An 18,784-nucleotide genomic window follows, 5' to 3' on the forward strand; every position below is an offset into this window, starting at 1 on the left:
GAGACCACCTCGGACTACGACAAGGAGAAGCTGCAGGAACGTCTCGCCAAGCTGGCGGGCGGCGTTGCCGTCATCCGCGTCGGTGGTGCGACCGAGATCGAAGTCAAGGAAAAGAAGGACCGCGTCGACGACGCCCTCAACGCGACCCGCGCGGCCGTCGAAGAAGGCATCGTTCCCGGCGGCGGCGTCGCACTTCTGCGCGCTTCGCTGGCCATCACCGTCAGCGGCGCCAACTCCGACCAGACCGCTGGCATCAGCATCGTGCGTCGCGCGCTGCAGGCTCCGGCCCGCCAGATCGCGGCCAACGCCGGTGCGGAAGCATCGATCGTTGCCGGCAAGATCCTCGAGAACACGGGCCCGACCTTCGGCTTCAATGCCCAGACCGGTGAATATGGCGACATGATCGCCATGGGTATCGTCGATCCGGTCAAGGTCGTGCGCACAGCTCTCCAGGACGCGGCCTCGGTCGCCGGCCTGCTGGTCACCACCGAAGCCATGATCGCGGAGGCTCCGAAGAAGGAGTCGGCTGGCGGCGGCATGCCTGCCGGCATGCCCGGCGGTGGCATGGGTGGCATGGGCGGTATGGGCGGTATGGGCGGTATGGATTTCTAAGGTCCACGCACTTCAACAATCTCGATGGGCGGCAGCGATGCCGCCCTTTTCTCTGACTCGGAGCCAAGCCGGATGCCACATCCACAAGGGTACATACGGCGGCACGTTCACGGCGGACACCAATGACTGACTTCATTCTGTTCGCCATTGTCGGCTTCCTCGCCCAGGCGGTTGACGGCGCGTTAGGCATGGCCTATGGCGCGATCTCCTCCACCGTGCTGCTCTCCTTCGGTGTTCCGCCGGCGCAGGCTTCCGCCGCGGTACACGCGGCGGAAGTGTTCACCACGGCCGCTTCCGGCACGGCGCACCACTACCACCGCAATATCGACTGGAAGCTGTTCTGGCGGCTTGCTCCTTTCGGCATTCTCGGCGGCTGCCTCGGCGCCTTCGTGCTGACCTCGTTCGACGGCGACATGGTGAAGCCCTACGTCACGACCTATCTCGCTGTGATCGGGCTCTGGCTGTTCCTCCGGTCGTTCCGCAAGATCCCCAGCAATCCGGTTCCTACCCGTCTTGTGGCGCCGCTGGGTACTGTAGGCGGCTTCCTCGACGCCGCAGGTGGCGGCGGATGGGGCCCGATGGTCGTGACCGGATTGCTTGGCGCCGGCGCGCCGCCCCGCTACGTGATCGGCACTGTCAATGCGGCCGAGTTCCTGATCACGCTAGCGGTGTCCGTCACCTTCATCGTCGCGCTCGTCAGTGGGCACTGGCAGGAAGCGGGGGCGCTGTCGACACATGCAAGCTCGGTACTGGGGCTGATCGTGGGCGGCATAGTCGCCGCTCCGCTTGCCGGATGGGTGCTCAAGGCGATTGCCGAGCGGACGCTTTTGCGGCTCGTCGGTTGCCTGATCATGCTGCTCGCTTTGTTCCAGACCGCCCAACAACTGGGATTCGTCTGACCTGAGCAAGCGGACTACCCTTCTAAGCCTTCGCTTTGCTTCCGGACATCATGATCGGCGTAACCGAAGTGAATCGCGGACTGGAGGCGACTTGCCACCCTGGAAAACCTAACCTGCGCCACGAACAGCATATGGCACGCCAGTGATCAACGTGTTTCCCGATTTCCGCCTCGCCCGGCCCATCGGTCCTTTTACGCTCTGCTCGATGCAGTGACTGATGACGGCGGCGATCAACATTGCTTCGCGTGCTCTTTTAGTGCCAATTCAAGCGCTTGGCTCAAAGGCACCGCCTTGGAGAATATGAGCGGTTCTGCAGCTAAGCTTGTGCAGAATTTGCCGGTCTGCCTCTGTTTCGACGCCCTCGGCCATGACATCGATCCCGAGCGCCCGACCAAGATCGATCACCGTTTTGACAAGCAGCCGGTCCTCCCGAGACTTGGTTAGGCCGAGAATGAAGCCTTGGTCTATTTTCACCTTGCGTATCCGACTGTCCTTGAGCGATGCCAACGTGGAAAAGCCGGTGGCGAAGTCATCGAGCGCGATGCAAATGCCGGCATGTGAAAGGCGCCCATCTACTGGGGATTCTTCGGTAATCTCGATTTCGAACATCGTTGCTGGGAGGTCTTTTGCCGCCAGACCATTCAGAACCATGTCGTCGATATCGCCGGCTTCCAATTCGCGCGGTGACAATACCTCTTCGGGGCGACATTTAGGGCCTCCCGCGGGAAGCTACGCCTCTGCGTGCAGGGGCAGCGATTACTCCGGCGAATGAGGCCCTCTTTCATCGCGCAAGGTCCAAAGCTGCTGGTACGGTTTCATCGCCTAAGCATGGCCGAAATGCCATGCCGCATAAAGGGGGCATGTTGGGCGAACCGAAGCCCCACATGTCGTGCAAGCCGTGCCGCCGGGTGCTCGCTTGAGTAGAGTCCGACGAGAATGTTCGTGCCGTGGAAGAGCGGCGCCGCTGACAGGCGCAGCCAACTTTCGTATCCGTGCAGCATGTCGGGATCGGCAATCTCGCGACCGTCGCGACATGCTGTTAGGATTCCATAGGCGAGTTGCTTCTGGCCGCTGATACCGATGTTGAAACCATGCGCAGTCACCGGGTGCATGCCGATGGCAGCGTCGCCGATGAGTGCGGCGCTGGGAGCTCGGAATTTGTGCGCCCAAGTCGTGACCAGCGGATAGGTATGGCGCTTGCTTGCCAAGGTCATTTTTCCAAGGCGCCCTCGACACCGGTTCGTCAATTCCCTCAGAAACAAATGGTCGCTGAAGGCAAGCAGTCTATCGGCCTCGTTTGAGCGCAGGGTGAGCAGCAGCGACGACACTCCCTCCGCCAGGGGCAACATCGCTATCGTCTGATGGTGATCGAACCATTCGATTGCCACCTGGTGGTGGGGGCGCTCATGCCGCACCCGGCATATTAGCATCGAGTAGCCAAGCCGATTGATATCGGCGCCTATGCCGAGCAGATCACGAGTGGCCGACAGACGTGAATCGGCGGCAACCACAAGGCTAGCGTTCAACTGCACGCCATTAGACAGCGTTACGAGTGCTCCTGTGTGGCTGGTTGTTGCATCTACGACCGAGTGGCCGCACAGCAGCCGCGCGTGATTCTGCACGTGGATTGTCTTGAACAGCGCGTCGCGGATCCGGCAATTTGGGACCAAAACTCCGAGGGGTTCTCCAGACCCGCTGGGAGGATCGAAACGCAGAGCGAAAGGGCTCGAACCGTTGAGCACGCGCGCGCCGTGAAGCTGTGATTTGTCCGAAGCGGGGATGGCATCCCAGGCGCCGATCTCGCGAAGGATTCTGATCGAGGCGTGGGTCAGCGCGATTTCCCGGCCGTCAAAAGGCGGATTGGCGAGAGTATCAATTGAGTTCTGTTCGACAACTGCGACCTTGAGTTGGCTTTGAGCGAGTGATGCGGCGAAACAAAGTCCGACCGGCCCCGCTCCAACGACAATGATGTCGAAGCTGTCATCGGAGTCGGCCATCAGCGTGGCGCCATCGCGTAGGCTCTCCAGTGCCCAAGCACGAGCTGCGAAAAAACGCCTCTGATGCTAGTTAAGCACGACGCGCACAAGCTATGGCCGCCTAAATAAGTGGCAAGCCGCCTCATCAGCGGCAGATGCTCACAAAGCCGTTGCTTGACGGCTGTAGCTGGCAAGTAAGCGGTCGATCGGGCCGTTGCTGCGGCGCGATCTCGCGATCCTGGGAACGGAACTGCTGCTGCTGCTGCTGATATTGCTGCCGCCGCAGCCTGTTCTCCAGCATCAGTAGTTCGTTCTGCTCGACCAGCCCATTGCGATTGGCGGGGTTGAGGACTGGTGCCGAGGCGACTGGATCCGGCAACGTCGCCGTTCCCAGCATTCCCGACATGAAGATCGTCAATAGGCGAAATCGCGACATCCGTTCACTCCTGCAAACAAAACTTTGGCATACTCCGCTCACCTGGGCAGATAGCCAGCCAACCAACGGGTTTCTCACCTCGGCCATTCAGCTTTCCAGCAGCCACACTTGCATCGAGCCTTTTGCCCGATTGTTCCAGAGATAGTATGGCAGGGCGGTTAGCCGGCAGCCCGAAACGATCGGGGGCGCATTCCTGTACAGGCTGTCTCCCCACGCTTGGTCTTCGACACGCTCTGCGGAGGCGGTCAGCGTGACCACGCCCATCGAAGAGATCGCCCCGTTCCACCGTTTCGATCCTGGCGCCTCGCGGCAGTTTGAGCTGCTGCACCGCCCCTCCGGGATTGTCGACTTCTTCAACGCAATAAACCAACGGCCCGCGCTTGAGCGCCACCCGGCCGATATCCTGCTTGACCGAGGGATGAGCATAGATGCGCTCGGGAGAAATCGGTAGTTCGAGGGCGATGGTGTCTCCGGCATTCCATAGCCGCGAGATCGCAAGATAGCCATTTCTGGTGCATGCCGTCACGTCGACTGCACATCCCCCGACCGAAGCTTCGGCTTCATGAGCCCAACCGGGAATGCGGAGGTTGATCGTGAATTCGGCCGGCGCGTCAGGGCTGACCTCGATCCTGATCGAGCCGAAAAATGGATAGGCGCTGGTTTCCCGCAGGAACACATTGCCCGTAGCGAGTTGGATGTTCGTCGAAACGCCGCCGTAGAGATGGAAGGCGATTGCGTTTTCACTGGCCGAGACGAAATAGCCTCCGATCGAAGCAATCAAACGAGACGAATTCATCGTGCAGCATGGGCATGAGTGCCAGGCCCATCTGCTGCGTCGCCCATCGCTCTCGAGCGGATTGGAGTAGAAATAGCGCTCGCCATCGCGCGAAAGGCCGGTCAGCGCGCCGTTGAACAACGCCTGTTCCAGAACGTCGGCGTATCGGCCGTCGAGTTCGAGATGCAGCATGCGATGTGCCCAGAAGATCAGGCCTACCGAGGCGCAGGTCTCCGCATACGCCGTATCGTTCGGCAGTTCGTGATCCTCGGTAAAGCCTTCATTCGCGGCAGCCGGACCCAAGCCGGACGTGATGTAGATTTTCGAGGAGATGACGTCGGCCCAGAGCACCTCGCATGCTTTCTTGAGGCTGTCGTCATTCAGTTCCGCCGCGAGGTCGGCCATGGCAGAAAGCATGTACATCGCTCGGACCGCATGTCCGACCACCTTAGTTTGCTCGCGCACCGGCCTGTGCGACTGGTTGTACTCATATTTTTGCGCCCTGAAATCCCTGGGGTTCTCCCCGCGCGCGACCGCTTCCTGATCGAAGTAGTGCGGCTGACGCCCGCGCTCATTCATGAAATAGGCCGCGAGGTCGAGATGCATTCTGTCTCCAGTCAAGCGATAGAGCTTAACGAGGGCCAGCTCGATTTCCTGATGGCCGCAATAGCCGCGCTTCTGGCCGGGGTTCGGGCCGAATGTCTTGCGCACATGGTCAACATACCGCTCAAGGATGTCCAGGAGCCGGCGCCGGCCCGTCGCGAGGAAGTAGGCGATACCGCCCTCGAGCAGATGTCCAAGATTGTAGAGTTCGTGATTGTCGCGCAGGTTGGTCCAGCGCTTGTCGGGCTCGCGCTGCAGGTACCAGCAGTTCAGATAACCGTCGGGAGCCTGCGCCTTTTCGAGATCATCGACAATATTTTCGATCCATGCCTCGATGTCGGGATCACGCCTGTGTGACAGCGCGTAGGATGCTGCTTCTATCCACTTGCCAGCGTCGGAATCCCAGAACACCTGCCCGGAATCGTGCTCGTTGCCTGGGACGCTCAGTGGCAGCGACTGGTTCGGCAGTGTGAGGGACAGCAATACACCTTGCTTGCCAAGCTGGACGTGCTGGCTGGGGATGGTCCGTGTCAGCACCGTCTCCAGCCTCTCGCGCCAGAATTTCCCCTCCAGCGCGACATCAACGAACCGAACTGGCTTGAACTCGCTCATTCGAACGCATCGGCTCCTGCAATGACGTGCGCCGGCCTGCTCACGGCTTCGACAATGCCGGCGCCCCCGGCGAACACGGCCAGCACCTGATGCCGCTCAGCTTCCGTCCCGCTAGACATGCGTTCTCCCCTTGAAAAGACTCGTCCATTGAAATCAGGGCGATGAGGAGACAGCACTGATCTGGGTCAGCCAGACACGACAAACCCGCGCCGCCGGTCTATCCGCTCCGTTGGATCGCCAGCGCTCGTCCGGCCGTGGGAGGTACTTCGTGGCATCAGCCGCTTGCATGGCGGAATGGGCGACGCAGGCCCTCGAGTGACGGAATCAGCGTTCCGGCCTCTCGTCCCGGTCAATGAGGATACGCTCGGCGGCTCCGTCGAGATCCTCGTATTGACCACTCCTCAGGGCCCACAGGAAGCCAGACAGTCCAAGCCCGCCCAACAACAGAGCCACCGGTATGAGATAGACCAGGATTGTCATGAGGGTTGCGTCAATGTGCCGGTGTGGGAGCGGCTATCAGGCGGAGCAGTTCTCCTTGGCACGTCTGGCACAAAACCTTGCAGCCTCGACGCATTGCCAATGACAAGCAGTGATGAGGCCGACATCGCGATTGCCGCAATCAATGGTGTTACCTGCCCCAAAATGGCGATCGGGACGGCAATGGCGTTGTAGACAATCGCGATGGCGATGTTTTGCCGGATCAGTTGTCCGGCCTTTCGCGAAACGTCGAGGGCAAGGGAGACGGCCGACAGGCTTTCGTGCAGGAACACGAAATCCGCAGCTTTGCGGCCGACATCGGCCGCCGTGGCTGGAGCGATCGAGACATGTGCCGCGCCCAGCGCAGGGGTGTCGTTGAGGCCGTCGCCAACCATGAGCACCTTGTGGCCGTCCTTCGCCAGGCTTTCAATATACTTGACCTTGCCCGAAGGAAGCAGCGCCGGAACAAAGTGATGTATCCCCAACGTCGTCGCGACCTCGCCGCAGGCAGCCCCGGTATCGCCCGACAGCATTTCCACGGAAACTCGGGCGTTGTTCAATTGCTCGATGGCCGCCCTGGCGTCCGGACGCAGCGCGTCCTTGAAGACAAAGGACGCCACGATGATCCCGTCTTTGGTCAGAACCGTTCCGCCGTATCTGCTTTCGCCACCGGTTCGGGCCTTCCATCCAGCCCAATCGCGCCGCCCCAGTCGCCAGGTGCTTCCCCTCGCGGTGGCTTCGATGCCGAATCCGGGGTGTTCGCTGACAGCTTCGAGCTTTGGCTGACCGGCGAAACCGGCAAAGGTGGCAATGGCGTTTGAATGCGGGTGACGGGAGTGCGCGGCCATCTCGGCAGCGATTGCCAGCATGGCCGGATCGACTGACGACGCATTGACGAGCCGGGGCTGTCCGAGCGTAAGCGTTCCTGTCTTGTCGAACACGGCCGTGTCGATCGCCGCCAGGCGCTCCATGGCCGAACCATCCTTGACCATGACACCGCTTTCGAACAGACGCCGCGCAGCGACGACCTGCACGATCGGCACGGCGAGACCGAGCGCACATGGGCATGTGATGATGAGAACGGCGATTGCGTTTGTTACTGCCCGGTGCCAATCGCCGGTCGCCGCCATCCAGCCAAGGAACGTCAGGAAGGCGGTCAGATGAACCACTGGAGCATAGAGCGCTGAAACGCGCTCGGCGATCCTGCGATAATGCGCGCGACCGCCCTCGGCGGCTTCCATCAGCCGGACCATTTCGGCCAGGAAGGAGTCTTTTGCGGCGGCTGTCGCCTCGATGGTCAGCGGGCCGGTGAGATTGTGCGTGCCGGCCTGCACGGTTTCCCCTGTCGCCACGGTTCTGGGTGTGCTCTCACCGCAAACCAGTGAACAGTCGAGATCCGAAGAGCCTCGAATGACCTTGCCGTCGACGGGAATCCGTTCGCCGGCAGCGATCAGCAACTGCATGCCTGGTTCGATCTCGCCAACCGGCCGGTAGTCGCGCGTGCCATCGTCGCGCAATACTGTGGCGCCGCGCGCCGCCAGCCGTGACAGACCGTTCACCGCGGTCCGGGCACGCTCGCGCATCACGTGATCAAGCGTGCGGCCGATCAGCAGGAAGAACAGCAGCGATACCGATGCATCGAAGTAAGCGTGATCGCCATGGTTGATGGTTTCGTAAAGGCTCATCGCGTAGGCGAGCGAGACACCAACCGCAATCGGCACATCCATGTTCATGCGGCCGTGACGCAATGCGTTCCATGCCGAGCGGAAGTAGATGCCACCGGCGAAGGCGAGCGCGGGGATGGCGATCAGTGCCGAGACCCAGTGGAACAGGTCGCGGGTCGCACCTTCAGCGCCGGACCAGACCGACATTGAAAGCAGCATGATGTTGCCCGCTGCAAAGCCGGCAACCCCCACGGCCCGGATCAGCTCCGATAGCGTCTTGTCCTTCTCCCCTGTCTCGGGCGCGAACAAATGCGCTTCGTATCCCAGCCGTCCAAGCGCGGCGACAAACGGTGGAACCTCATTTCCGCGCCACCGGATCGCAACCCGTTTCGTCGACAGGTTGACACGTACACCCTCGACGCGATCGAGTTTTCCAAGCGCCGTCTCGATACTCTGGATGCAGGCTGCGCAATGCACCGTCGGGACCGAGAGGTCGGTTTGGTGCAGATCGCCGCCAAGCGAGCGGCTCGCCAGCCTGACCTCCTGGGTTGATGGCAGGACGGATATGCTGCTTTCCAGATCCAGCGCCGTTTCGGCGCCCGGTGCACAGCAGCTCATTGTAACGCTCCATGGGAAATTATAATTCGACGGACGTCGCGATAGGGTTCTGCGAGACCAGCATCGGCGTCGACTTGGACGATCCAGACGCCGTCCCTTGGCGTGTGCTGGGCGGCAAATTCCTGGCCCGAGGCAGTGGCGAGAGTGACGGCTTTGTCCGCGCCCTCGTAGGCGGGATGACGAAACAGCACCTTGACACTGCGCAACGGAATCGGTTTGCCGGCGGCATCGCTGAGACTGTAGCGGACTTCACCCCAAGAGATCGTCAATTTGCCTGTCCAGCCGAGTGCGGCCTGCGCGCGCCCTTCTTCGGCGATCCGGTTGAACTGCTGGCTCGCGACATAGGTATTTTCGACGACAAGACCGGTCCAGCTTGTGCTGGCGAGTGTTGCCATGGTCAGATTCACACCAACGATCACGCCGAAAAAACTGAGAATGATGAGCAACATATGCCTGCCGGTGAATTCGCGGGTTTTTTGCGTATTGGCGCTCATCTGGCGATCTCCGGGGCGTTGAAGGTGGCGGTGTATTCGTCCGTTTCGAAACTCGCCTTGTCCTCGACCAGGAATTTGAACGTTTGTGTTGCGCTTCCGACCTGGTCCGCCGGCTGACGCACGAAAACCTTCAGCATCTTCAGGCGGTCGGGTTCGACCGCGACGGCGAAGGACCGGTCTGCGGGAAGGTCGATACCAACGACGCTCATTTCGGCTCCCCGCAGGCCCTGCATCGTGACAACGATCGTCCTTGGCTCGGGGATCATGTTGAGCAGCTTGACGGAGTAGCCGTTGCGGATTGAACCGTCGGACAGCGTGACGAACTGCGGGTTGCGGTCGTGCAGAACGTTGACCTCGAGCCGGTCGCGCGTCAGCAGCGAATAGAGCAGCGCAATGCCGACCGCCGACCATGCACCCATGTAGATGGAGGTGCGCGGCCGAAAGATCTTGCGGATATGGAAATGGGCAAACCTGTCGGAGAAAGCGCCGCCGTCGGTCCGGACGAGCGACGGGTTCACCGAGCAGGAGCCGCCTGCAGTCGCTACCGCCATGTTGGCGTTGTAATCGGACAGCGTCGCATAGGAGATCAGCCCGCGCTCCTTGCCGAGCTTGTCCATGACGCCATCGCAGGCATCGATGCACAGCGCGCAAGTGATGCATTCGAGCTGCTGGCCGTCGCGAATGTCGATCCCCATCGGGCAGACGGCGACACAGGCATTGCAATCGACGCAGTCTCCGACCGGCTGCCCCGCGGCCTGGACCTTTTTGGCGTGCCGCGAGCGAGGTTCGCCGCGCCAGTCATTGTAGGTCACGGTGAGCGAATTTTCATCGAGCATGGCCGCCTGAATGCGCGGCCACGGGCACATATAGGTGCAGACCTGCTCGCGCATCAGCCCGCCGAATGTGTAGGTGGTTGCCGTCAGCACGCCGATGGTGATGTAGGCGACCGGCGCCGCGGTGCCAACGAAGACCTCGCCAATCAGCATTGGCGCATCGGCGAAATAGAAGATCCAGGCGCCGCCGGTCGCTGACGCTATGGCCAGCCAGATCGCGTGTTTCGATCCACGCAGCACAAGCTTGCGCGCGGTCCACGGTCCGGCGTCAAGTTTCATGCGGGCATTGCGATCTCCCTCGATCGCACGCTCCACAACCAGAAACAGATCGACCCATACGGTCTGCGGACAGGTATAGCCGCACCAGGCTCTGCCGACTGTGGATGTGATCAGGAAAAGGCCGATGCCGGCCATCACGAGAAGGCCGGCCACATAGAAGAATTCCTGCGGCCAAATCTCTATGAACAAGAAATAGAAGCGGCGGTTGGCAAGATCGATCAGCACGGCCTGATCGGGAGCAAACGGACCTCGGTCCCAGCGCAGCCAGGGCGTCAGATAGTAGATGCCCAGGGTGATCGCCATCACCAGCCATTTGAAGCGACGGAAATTGCCCGAGATTCGCTTCGGGAAAACCTTCTTGCGTGGGGCATAAAGCGGCTCACGGGTGTTGGGGGAGTCGATCGCTTCTGCTTCGGGCGGTTCTGTCTGCGTTTTCACCCACATAGCATCTCCAGTCCCCCTGCCGATGTCAGGGCCGCCCAACGAACAGCCTCGCCGTGGGCAGTCCGCCCCGTGTTGATGCAGGTCGCAGCCGGAATGGTGTCGAGGCCCGGCTCGCGCCGGGCCTCGTCGCTTGGCAGGGGGAGGGCCGAGAATAGGCTTCCGTTCCTATTCTCCGCCGCCAAGCGAATGGACATAGACCGCAAGTTCCTTGACCTTGACCTCGCCGAGACGCCCACCCCAGGCCGGCATGACGCCTTGCTTTGGCGCGCGAACCTGCGCGGCAATAGCCGTCTCGCCCGCCCCGTAGAGCCAGATCGCGTCGGTCAGGTCGGGTGCGCCAAGCTCCGTGTTTCCCTTTGCATTATCACCATGACAGGCGGCACAATTCTCGGCGAAAACATTGGCGCCGGGTATGACCATTGCTTGATCGCCAACAGCGCCGGAGAGACTCGAGACATAAGCGCTGACCTGTGTAATCTGCTCGGGCGTAATGATGTCACCAAACGCCGGCATTTCCGACAGGCGCGTGTCGGGGTCTGAGGCAACGCGGATGCCGTGCGTGATTGTCTGCTGGATCTGCTCGGCCTTGCCGCCCCACAGCCAATCGTCATCATTCAGGTTGGGAAAGCCCTTCGAACCCTGGGCGCCGGAGCCATGGCACTGAACGCAATTGACCTTGAAGGCGGCGCCACCGGCCGCGATAGCGAATCCGCGCAAAACATCGTCGGCGGCAATCTCGGCGACAGTCTTCGCCTGAAGGGCGGCAACATACTTGCCCTCGGCGACCTCGGCCGCTGCCAGCTCATTCTTGACATCGTTGCGGCTGGAATAGACGAGCACGCCTCGGGTGGCGGAGCTTAGCATAGGCCATGCGGGATAAGCGATGGTGTAGCCGATCGCCCAGACTATGGTGACGTAGAAGGTGATCACCCACCAGCGCGGGAGCGGATTGTTGAGCTCCTTGATCCCGTCCCATTCATGGCCGGTGGTCGAGACGTCGGAGACTTCGTCAATGTGCTCACCGCTCATGATCAGTCGTCCTTGAGAGGGATTTGAGCAGCTTCGTCGGCTCGCGTCCTGCTGCCGGGACGGAGCGCAAAGGTGATGCATCCGACGAAGAACAGCGCCATAGCGAGCAGGCCCCAAGTGTCGGCAAACGCCCGCATGAAGTTGTAGGTCATCACCATTCTCCTCAGCGGTAACCGGCGGCTTCGTCGTAGTTTTTGAAATCGACCAGAGTGCCAAGCATCTGGAGGTAAGCGACCAGCGCGTCCATCTCGCTGACCTGTTGCGGATTGCCATCGAAGTCACCGAGCTTGGCCTTTGGATACCGCGCTTCAAGACCGGATGTGTCGATGTTGGGATCTGCCTGCGCCATGAGATCGGCATTCGCGCTCGCGATCATGTCGTCGGAGTAGGGCACGCCCACACGGCTGTTCGCGATCAGGTGCGTCGAGAAGTCCTTCACCTCAATCGGCATTTCCTTCAGGAACGCGTAGCTCGGCATGATCGATTCCGGCACCACGGAGCGCGGATCCACAAGGTGCTGAACGTGCCATCCATTGGAATAACGGTCGCCCACCCGCGCGAGATCCGGTCCTGTGCGTTTCGATCCCCACTGGAACGGGTGGTCGTACATCGACTCGGCCGCCAGACTGTAGTGCCCATAGCGCTCGACCTCATCGCGGAACGGCCTGATCATTTGGCTGTGGCAGAGGTAGCAGCCCTCGCGCACATAGATGTTGCGGCCAGCGAGTTCGAGCGGCGAATAGGGCCGCATGCCTTCGACCTTCTCGATCGTATTGTCGAGATAGAAGAGCGGCGCGATCTCGACGATGCCGCCGATCGTCACCACCAGAAGGGAGCCGACGAGAAGAAGCGTGGCGTTCTTCTCGATTACGGCGTGTTTGTCCATCAAGCCCATTTTCTGGCTCCTGATCGCGCAGGTCGGACGGCGGCGATGGGACGCGGCATCGGTTTCTCCTCGCGCTGGTAGCCGAGGATTGTCATGGTGACGTTCCATGCCATGATCAGCGCGCCGGACAGGTACATCGCGCCGCCGATGGCACGCATGATGTAGTACGGATGCATGGCGGCGACAGTTTCGGCGAACGAGAAGACCAGAAAGCCCTGCTCGTCGTATTCGCGCCACATCAGGCCCTGCATAACGCCGGAGACCCACATCACCGCGGCGTAGACGACGATCCCGAGCGTTGCCAGCCAGAAGTGCCAGTTGACGAGCCGCAGCGAATAGAGCCGCTCGCGGTTCCACAACTTCGGCACCATGAAATAGATCGCGCCGAACGAGATCATGCCGACCCAACCGAGTGCGCCGGAATGCACGTGCCCGATGGTCCAGTCGGTGTAGTGCGAGAGCGAATTGACCGTCTTGATCGACATCATCGGGCCTTCGAAAGTGGACATGCCATAGAAGGCTATGGCCATGACCATCATGCGGATGATCGGGTCCGTCCGCAGCTTGTCCCAGGCGCCGGACAGCGTCATCAGGCCGTTGATCATGCCGCCCCAGGAGGGCATCCAAAGCATGATCGAGAACGCCATGCCGAGAGTCTGCGCCCAGTCGGGCAAGGCGGTATAGTGGAGGTGGTGCGGGCCGGCCCAGATGTAGAGAAAGATCAGCGCCCAGAAGTGGATGATCGACAGCCGGTAGGAATAGACTGGCCGGTTCGCCTGCTTGGGCACGAAATAGTACATCATGCCAAGGAAGCCGGCGGTGAGAAAGAAGCCCACGGCATTGTGGCCGTACCACCACTGCGTCAAGGCGTCCTGGACGCCGGAGAAGGCTGAATAGCTTTTTGAACCCACGAACGAGGCTGGCATCGACAGGTTGTTGATCACATGCAGCATCGCGATGGTCACGATGAAGGACAGGTAGAACCAGTTGGCGACGTAGATGTGCGGTTCCCTGCGCTTCAGGATGGTGCCGAGGAACAGGACGAGGTAGGCGACCCAGACGATGGTCAGCCAAAGATCCACATACCATTCGGGCTCGGCGTATTCGCGGCTTTCGGTGATGCCGAGCAGGTAGCCCGTCGCAGCCATGACGATGAACAGCTGATAGCCCCAGAACACGAACCAGGCGAGATTGCCGCCGAACAGCCGGGCGCGGCAGGTGCGCTGTACGACATAAAGGGACGTGCAAAGCAGCGCATTGCCGCCGAAGGCAAAAACCACGCCGGATGTATGCAACGGCCGCAAGCGGCCAAAGTTGAACCAGGGCTCGACGCTGAGATCGGGATAGGCAAGCTGCAGCGCGATGACCACACCAACCAGCATGCCTACGACGCCCCAAAACACCGTCGCGACGGCCCCGTAACGGATTGGACCGTCCATAAAAGCGGCGGGGTCTATCGGAACTGCGGGCTTGAACTCCGTATTGCGCAACAGGATCGCGGTGAAACCAGCTACGGCGAAGAACAACACCCACATATGCTGGCGGAAAGGTTCATCTACGCCGAAACCGGCAGCCACCAGGGCCGCAAAAGCAAACAGGCTTAGAAGCACGATCTCTGTGCCGAATTTCATCGCAAATCCCGATCTCGAACCCGGCGGACGCCAAATCCGCTGTGCATCAATTGCGCAGCCGCCGCCTGCTCGCCCTGATCCATGTCAGGGGGCCGCACGATTTTTCGGCAGCTAGGTTGACCTTCACGGCGGCCGGTGCGCTACGCCAAGCCTGCCCGACCAGATCGAGCTGACGATCGTCGCAACCAAGAAGGACAAGCCAACCCACTGGGCGCCAGGAAGATTAGGGAGCTCCTGATTAGGAGGCTCGCCGGCGATGTCCGCATACCCTCGAAGAGCACGGCGCATGCCTGCTCGATCGTCACGGCCTGTAAAGCGCGCCCGTCAGCGGCAGCGCTTCGGCACGCAACTAGCACCAACGCGTTATGGTGCACGGACTTCTAAGGGGAATTCCGGCGGGCGATGGTCGAATTGTGACGGTCACCGACCAGGCCTCGCGCTACCTGCTCGCCTGCGAAGCGCTCGAATCGAAGAAGGAAGGACCGGTCATCGAGGCCGCCATCCGCCTGTTCAGGGAACGCGGCCTGCCTTCCGCCATCAGGAGCGACAACGGCCTGTACCTTCTCTTCGCCGAACGGCCTCTATAACCTGTCCAGGCTGTCGGTCTTCTGGCTCAGGCTCGGCATCGACATCGAGCGCAGCCGGCTCATGCTGTCCACCGTCACATGGCGTGTGTTCTCGATCCGAATCACGCCGTCAGCCCGCAATTGCGTCAGCTGCCGGCTCACAGTCTCGTTCGTAATTCCAAGAAAATCAGACATCTCGGCGCGCGTCAGCGGCAGATCGAAGGACGCTGACCTGGCTACCGGGTCAACACCGGAATCCATATTCCGAGCGATCATGAGGAGAAAACTCGCCACCTTTTCCGATGCGGTCTTGCGCCCCAACGTCACCAGCCACTCGCGTGCTTCATCGAGTTCATTCAGCGTCTGCTTGAGCAGGCGATGCTCGAATTCCGGCGACCCCTTCATCATCCGTTCGACGGCTGCCCTTGGAAACGAGCACAGCGTGACAGCTGTCACCGCTTCCGCATTGATCGAGCTTTCCACCTTAAAAGGACGTCCCAGAAAATGCGGTGCAAACTGGAGACCGACGATCTGCTGGCGACCATCGGAAAGGCTCTTTGTCAGTTTAACCACGCCTGAAACCAGGTTCGAATAGCTGTCGACCGCCTGTGCGTCGCCGATCAGTTCCACTCCTGACTCGATCTGGCGCCGCGAGCAAGTCTTGGCGAGCCCAACCAAATTGTCTGGACGAAGCGAACCGCAGACGCCGCGATGCCGTGCTTCGCAATGGACGCAAAGAACGGGGATACCGGAAATGTAAATGTCTCGCCGTACTGACATGCGCTCGCTCAACCCGATCCCAAGTGCCGGCAGGATACCAATCTAAGGTAGAAAAATCCTTGCGGCAGTTTGTCCGAGTTGCTGATTGACCGAAATCAGGGCTTTGGCTTGCCAATAAGCCCAGAGTTCCAGCGATGCAAACATGGTGGACCACGACATGCAGTCCGAATTAGCTGCCCGGGTTGGCGAGAACGTCCCGCGTTATACCAGTTATCCGACTGCACCGCATTTCCACACGGGCGTCAATCCTGCGGTTTATCGTGGCTGGCTGGAGGCGCTCAAAAGTGGCGGCGAGATCTCGCTCTATCTGCACATCCCCTATTGCGACAGACTCTGCTGGTTCTGTGCGTGTCATACCAAACAGACGCGCCACTATGAGCCGGTGACGGCCTATCTGCGCTCGCTACACGCGGAGATCGCGACGGTTGCGGGACTCGTCAGCGGCAAGGGGCATGTCCGCGCAGTCCACTTCGGCGGCGGTTCGCCCACCATGCTGAAGCCCGGGGACATGGTGGCGCTTGGCGCGTTCTTGCGGGACAGCTTCGATTTTGTCCCGGACACAAAAATCAGCGTCGAGATCGATCCAAACGACATCGATGAGGCGCGCCTTGATGCGCTGGCCGAAATCGGCATGACCAGGGCGAGTCTCGGCGTCCAGGATTTTGAGCCAAAAGTGCAAAAGGCAATCAACCGCGAGCAAAGCTTTTTGCAAACGAAAGCTGTCGTCGACGGAGTTCGCTCCCGCGGCGTCGGTTCCGTCAATCTGGACCTGCTTTACGGATTGCCTCACCAGAGCAGGGAGAGCGTCTGTTCCACCGTAGCGCAGGCGCTGACCCTGGAACCGGACAGGATGGCGCTGTTCGGCTACGCGCATGTGCCCTGGTTCAAGAAGCATCAGACGATAATCAAAGAGGCGTGGCTGCCTGGCCCCACGGAGCGCTTGGCGCAATCGCAACTCGCCGCGCGAGCGATTGTGGACAAGGGGTATGAAGCAATAGGGCTCGATCATTTCGCCAAGCCAGGCGATGCCTTGGCGATAGCGGCGCGCGCAGGGGCTTTGCATCGCAGTTTTCAGGGCTACACGGAGGATCGCTGCGAGACACTGATCGGGTTTGGCCCTTCGTCCATCGGCCGTTTTCGCCAGGGCTACGTGCAGAACAATATTTCAACCGCCGAGTACGGAAGTATAGTCGCGCATGGCGGGCTGGCGGTTGTCCGCGGTATCGCGCTTTCCGACGACGACCGCGTTCGCGGCTGGATCATCGAGAGGCTAATGTGTGATTTCGCCTTCTCGGCAGTCGATCTGGTGGAACGCTTCGGCAAAGCCGGCCAGAAGCTCCTTCTTGAGTCGAGTACCATGGCCCTCCACGATCCCGTTCGATTGCTTGAACTGGATGGCGACCGTTTCGTCGTGCCGGCTGAAAGTCGCCCATTCGTCCGAAGCATCGCGGCCAGGTTCGACAAATATTTCCAAAGCGGAAGGGCCAGGCACTCGGTTGCAGTTTGAGCCAAAGAGTGCGGTCGCGGTGACGTGCTCCCCTGTTTGCCTCCATTTGTGAGTGAGCCTGTTCACGTGTGATCCTTGACGGATCGGGTTACATATTCAAGCGGAGTTAGCCCATCGAGGCTCGTGTGCGGGCGATTCACTCATTGCCTCGGTTACTCGGAATCTGAGCGTGCCAGACGCCGCGACTTCTCCGGCATGCTGGACGTCGGCAAACCTTCTTTTCTGGCCTTGGCAAACGCTCGGTCGCCTTCCAGAAACCCCGCCAGCATGAAAGGGATGAGTTCTGCCACCGTTTCAGACTCGCCATAGGCCTGACGATAAAGGGCAGCATACTCCTTGAGTGCTTGGCCCAACTCCGCGCTGACGGTGATGGTAATCTTCGAAGGTGTTCGGTCTGGAAGCTTTCCAAGTTTCAAGTTGGCCATATTCACTCCCGCTCAACTCGCGTATGGCCGTAGCACCAGATCCTTGTGCACGATGACGCGCAGTGGCCAACCTGGGCGGATGGTGATGGTGGGCTGAACATTGAGGTTCTTCTCGGTGATGCGCTGGCCGGCTTGACTGACGTTCTGCTGAGTGGATTCCCGGATCGCTTTGACCAGATCGCTTTCGTTTTCTCCAAAACTTAACTCGGTGCCGACGCCCAGCAATGTGGCCAGCGCGACTCCCTTGATCAGCTGCCAGGTGTGGAAATCGATCTTGTCCGCGAGCCCGGCATAGCCGGCAGTGTCTGTCGTCGGCAGATTGTCGATTTCGATCGAAGAACCGTCTGGCAGTATTATTCGCTGCCAAACCAGAAGCGCCCGTTTTTGCCCGAAAGCGACGACGCTGTCATAGGTCCCGATCAGCCGCGAGCCCTGCGGGATAAGCAGGATGCTGCCGGTGAGCGTATCGTGCACGTTCTCGGTGACCTGCGCGACGACAAACCCGGGCAAGTCGGAATTTATGCCGGTGATGAGACTTGCGGCGATCACGCTGCCAGCCATGAGCTGATTTGGAGAAGCTGGCGTCTGCAATGCATGCGGGTTGTAGATCCCGCTGGTGTTGCGCTGGCTGACAAAATCGAGCTTGCGTTGTTGATTGTTCTGATCGCCCTCAGCCGGGGCAACGGAATCTGACGGCCGAGCTGCATCAGATTGCGGAGGCGCCCCGAACGGCTGCTGGGCACTTTTCGCATTACCGCCGATGCCCGCCTCCTTGGGTTGATTTTCAATGCGGAAGAAGACTTGTGATTCGCGCGCCTCAATCGCCTGCTGGGCAACACGCTGCTCCTCGGCGGAGTTGTCCTGCCCTGGCGCGATGCCGAGCTGGCGCCTCCGCTCAAGGATGGGGCGACCGAGGTCGCCCGGCAGTGGTGGTCCAAGCACAGGAGGGTTCGGCTTCACTCCGGAATAGTCCTTGGGAAGTGTTTCAAGTCCTTCAGGGGTTGGCTTGCGGTCAGTGTTGTAGAGATATTCCGCCTTTTCTTTGAAGCGAAGCGCCGGTCCCTGCAGCGCCATCATCGTGACGCCCAGGATGGCACTGGACCCGACGGCAGCGATGGCGACGATCACGCCGCGCCTGAACCGCACGGCGCGGCGGGGCGAGGCCCGTAACTGCAGCTGCTCGGGATCGAGTTTTGGCGGAGCATTGGATGGGGAAGTGTCGGTCATAAGGCCCCTCT

General features: G+C 60.6%; 19 protein-coding genes and 1 pseudogene. 4 read left to right on the forward strand and 16 right to left on the reverse strand.

Going from position 1 to position 18,784, the window contains the following annotated elements:
• Both AC0L2R_RS28310 and AC0L2R_RS28315 read left to right on the forward strand, forming a co-directional pair.
• On the forward strand, positions 1–612 hold a 612-nt coding region (locus tag AC0L2R_RS28310; RefSeq protein WP_473512835.1), incomplete at its 5' end, for a TCP-1/cpn60 chaperonin family protein.
• A 122-nt stretch (positions 613–734) separates the two neighbouring features.
• The gene (locus AC0L2R_RS28315; protein ID WP_065010507.1) at positions 735–1,511 is read left to right on the forward strand and encodes a sulfite exporter TauE/SafE family protein; all 777 of its coding nucleotides are present in this window, start codon (positions 735–737) and stop codon (positions 1,509–1,511) included.
• Between the two features lie 264 nt (positions 1,512–1,775).
• On the opposite strand, the gene AC0L2R_RS28320 is transcribed toward AC0L2R_RS28315, so the two are convergent.
• The 13 genes from AC0L2R_RS28320 to ccoN form a co-directional block, all read right to left on the reverse strand.
• A complete protein-coding gene (locus AC0L2R_RS28320; protein WP_473512836.1) occupies positions 1,776–2,201 on the reverse strand; it encodes an EAL domain-containing protein in 426 nt (141 codons plus the stop codon).
• A 125-nt stretch (positions 2,202–2,326) separates the two neighbouring features.
• Positions 2,327–3,508 (reverse strand): 5-demethoxyubiquinol-8 5-hydroxylase UbiM, encoded by a 1,182-nt coding sequence (gene ubiM / locus AC0L2R_RS28325; protein ID WP_473512837.1) that lies wholly within the window; start codon positions 3,506–3,508, stop codon positions 2,327–2,329.
• Positions 3,509–3,632: 124 nt separating this feature from the next.
• A complete protein-coding gene (locus AC0L2R_RS28330; protein WP_473512838.1) occupies positions 3,633–3,905 on the reverse strand; it encodes a hypothetical protein in 273 nt (90 codons plus the stop codon).
• A gap of 22 nt (positions 3,906–3,927) precedes the next feature.
• Complete coding sequence (locus tag AC0L2R_RS28335) at positions 3,928–5,913, reverse strand: glycoside hydrolase family 127 protein (protein ID WP_473512839.1); 1,986 nt, start codon at positions 5,911–5,913, stop codon at positions 3,928–3,930.
• Entirely contained in the window at positions 5,910–6,032 is a 123-nt protein-coding gene (locus tag AC0L2R_RS28340; protein ID WP_473512840.1) for a hypothetical protein, read from the reverse strand. Before AC0L2R_RS28340 ends, AC0L2R_RS28335 begins: the two co-directional genes overlap by 4 nt.
• Before the next feature lie 205 nt (positions 6,033–6,237).
• Positions 6,238–6,393 carry a cbb3-type cytochrome oxidase assembly protein CcoS gene (gene ccoS, locus AC0L2R_RS28345; protein WP_008871940.1) on the reverse strand — a complete coding sequence of 52 codons (156 nt, stop codon included), beginning with the start codon at positions 6,391–6,393 and terminating at the stop codon, positions 6,238–6,240.
• Positions 6,390–8,672 carry a cation-translocating P-type ATPase gene (locus tag AC0L2R_RS28350; protein ID WP_473512841.1) on the reverse strand — a complete coding sequence of 761 codons (2,283 nt, stop codon included), beginning with the start codon at positions 8,670–8,672 and terminating at the stop codon, positions 6,390–6,392. Before AC0L2R_RS28350 ends, ccoS begins: the two co-directional genes overlap by 4 nt.
• Positions 8,669–9,166 carry a FixH family protein gene (locus tag AC0L2R_RS28355; protein ID WP_473512842.1) on the reverse strand — a complete coding sequence of 166 codons (498 nt, stop codon included), beginning with the start codon at positions 9,164–9,166 and terminating at the stop codon, positions 8,669–8,671. The genes AC0L2R_RS28350 and AC0L2R_RS28355 overlap by 4 nt, the downstream gene beginning before the upstream one ends.
• On the reverse strand, positions 9,163–10,716 hold the full coding sequence (gene ccoG, locus AC0L2R_RS28360; RefSeq protein WP_473512843.1) for a cytochrome c oxidase accessory protein CcoG: 1,554 nt from the start codon (positions 10,714–10,716) through the stop codon (positions 9,163–9,165). Before ccoG ends, AC0L2R_RS28355 begins: the two co-directional genes overlap by 4 nt.
• A gap of 171 nt (positions 10,717–10,887) precedes the next feature.
• Positions 10,888–11,751, reverse strand: a complete 864-nt coding sequence (gene ccoP, locus AC0L2R_RS28365; RefSeq protein WP_473512844.1) for a cytochrome-c oxidase, cbb3-type subunit III — start codon at positions 11,749–11,751, stop codon at positions 10,888–10,890.
• 2 nt (positions 11,752–11,753) lie between these two features.
• Positions 11,754–11,903: a CcoQ/FixQ family Cbb3-type cytochrome c oxidase assembly chaperone gene (locus AC0L2R_RS28370; protein WP_040591650.1), complete on the reverse strand. Its 150-nt coding sequence runs from the start codon at positions 11,901–11,903 to the stop codon at positions 11,754–11,756.
• Positions 11,904–11,914: 11 nt separating this feature from the next.
• Positions 11,915–12,646: a cytochrome-c oxidase, cbb3-type subunit II gene (gene ccoO / locus AC0L2R_RS28375; protein ID WP_077376382.1), complete on the reverse strand. Its 732-nt coding sequence runs from the start codon at positions 12,644–12,646 to the stop codon at positions 11,915–11,917.
• Positions 12,637–14,268: a cytochrome-c oxidase, cbb3-type subunit I gene (gene ccoN / locus AC0L2R_RS28380; RefSeq protein ID WP_473512845.1), complete on the reverse strand. Its 1,632-nt coding sequence runs from the start codon at positions 14,266–14,268 to the stop codon at positions 12,637–12,639. Before ccoN ends, ccoO begins: the two co-directional genes overlap by 10 nt.
• A 123-nt stretch (positions 14,269–14,391) precedes the next feature.
• On the opposite strand from ccoN, the pseudogene AC0L2R_RS28385 reads away from it, so the two are divergent.
• Positions 14,392–14,913: pseudogene (locus tag AC0L2R_RS28385) on the forward strand (IS481 family transposase); the annotation flags it as partial.
• Here AC0L2R_RS28385 and AC0L2R_RS28390 read toward each other — a convergent pair.
• A complete protein-coding gene (locus tag AC0L2R_RS28390) occupies positions 14,850–15,614 on the reverse strand; it encodes a Crp/Fnr family transcriptional regulator (protein WP_473512909.1) in 765 nt (254 codons plus the stop codon). The pseudogene AC0L2R_RS28385 and the gene AC0L2R_RS28390 sit on opposite strands and share 64 nt — an antisense overlap.
• Before the next feature lie 157 nt (positions 15,615–15,771).
• On the opposite strand from AC0L2R_RS28390, the gene hemN reads away from it, so the two are divergent.
• Positions 15,772–17,121 carry an oxygen-independent coproporphyrinogen III oxidase gene (gene hemN / locus AC0L2R_RS28395; protein ID WP_473512910.1) on the forward strand — a complete coding sequence of 450 codons (1,350 nt, stop codon included), beginning with the start codon at positions 15,772–15,774 and terminating at the stop codon, positions 17,119–17,121.
• Positions 17,122–17,273: 152 nt separating this feature from the next.
• Here the strand turns inward: hemN and AC0L2R_RS28400 are convergent, their stop codons facing one another.
• Together AC0L2R_RS28400 and AC0L2R_RS28405 are read right to left on the reverse strand one after the other, a co-directional pair.
• Positions 17,274–17,546 (reverse strand): DUF2274 domain-containing protein, encoded by a 273-nt coding sequence (locus tag AC0L2R_RS28400; protein ID WP_473479515.1) that lies wholly within the window; start codon positions 17,544–17,546, stop codon positions 17,274–17,276.
• Between the two features lie 12 nt (positions 17,547–17,558).
• On the reverse strand, positions 17,559–18,773 hold the full coding sequence (locus AC0L2R_RS28405; RefSeq protein ID WP_473512846.1) for a TraB/TrbI/VirB10 family type IV secretion system protein: 1,215 nt from the start codon (positions 18,771–18,773) through the stop codon (positions 17,559–17,561).
• Positions 18,774–18,784: the final 11 nt, after the last annotated feature.

The organism is Mesorhizobium sp. WSM4820 (assembly GCF_055811075.1).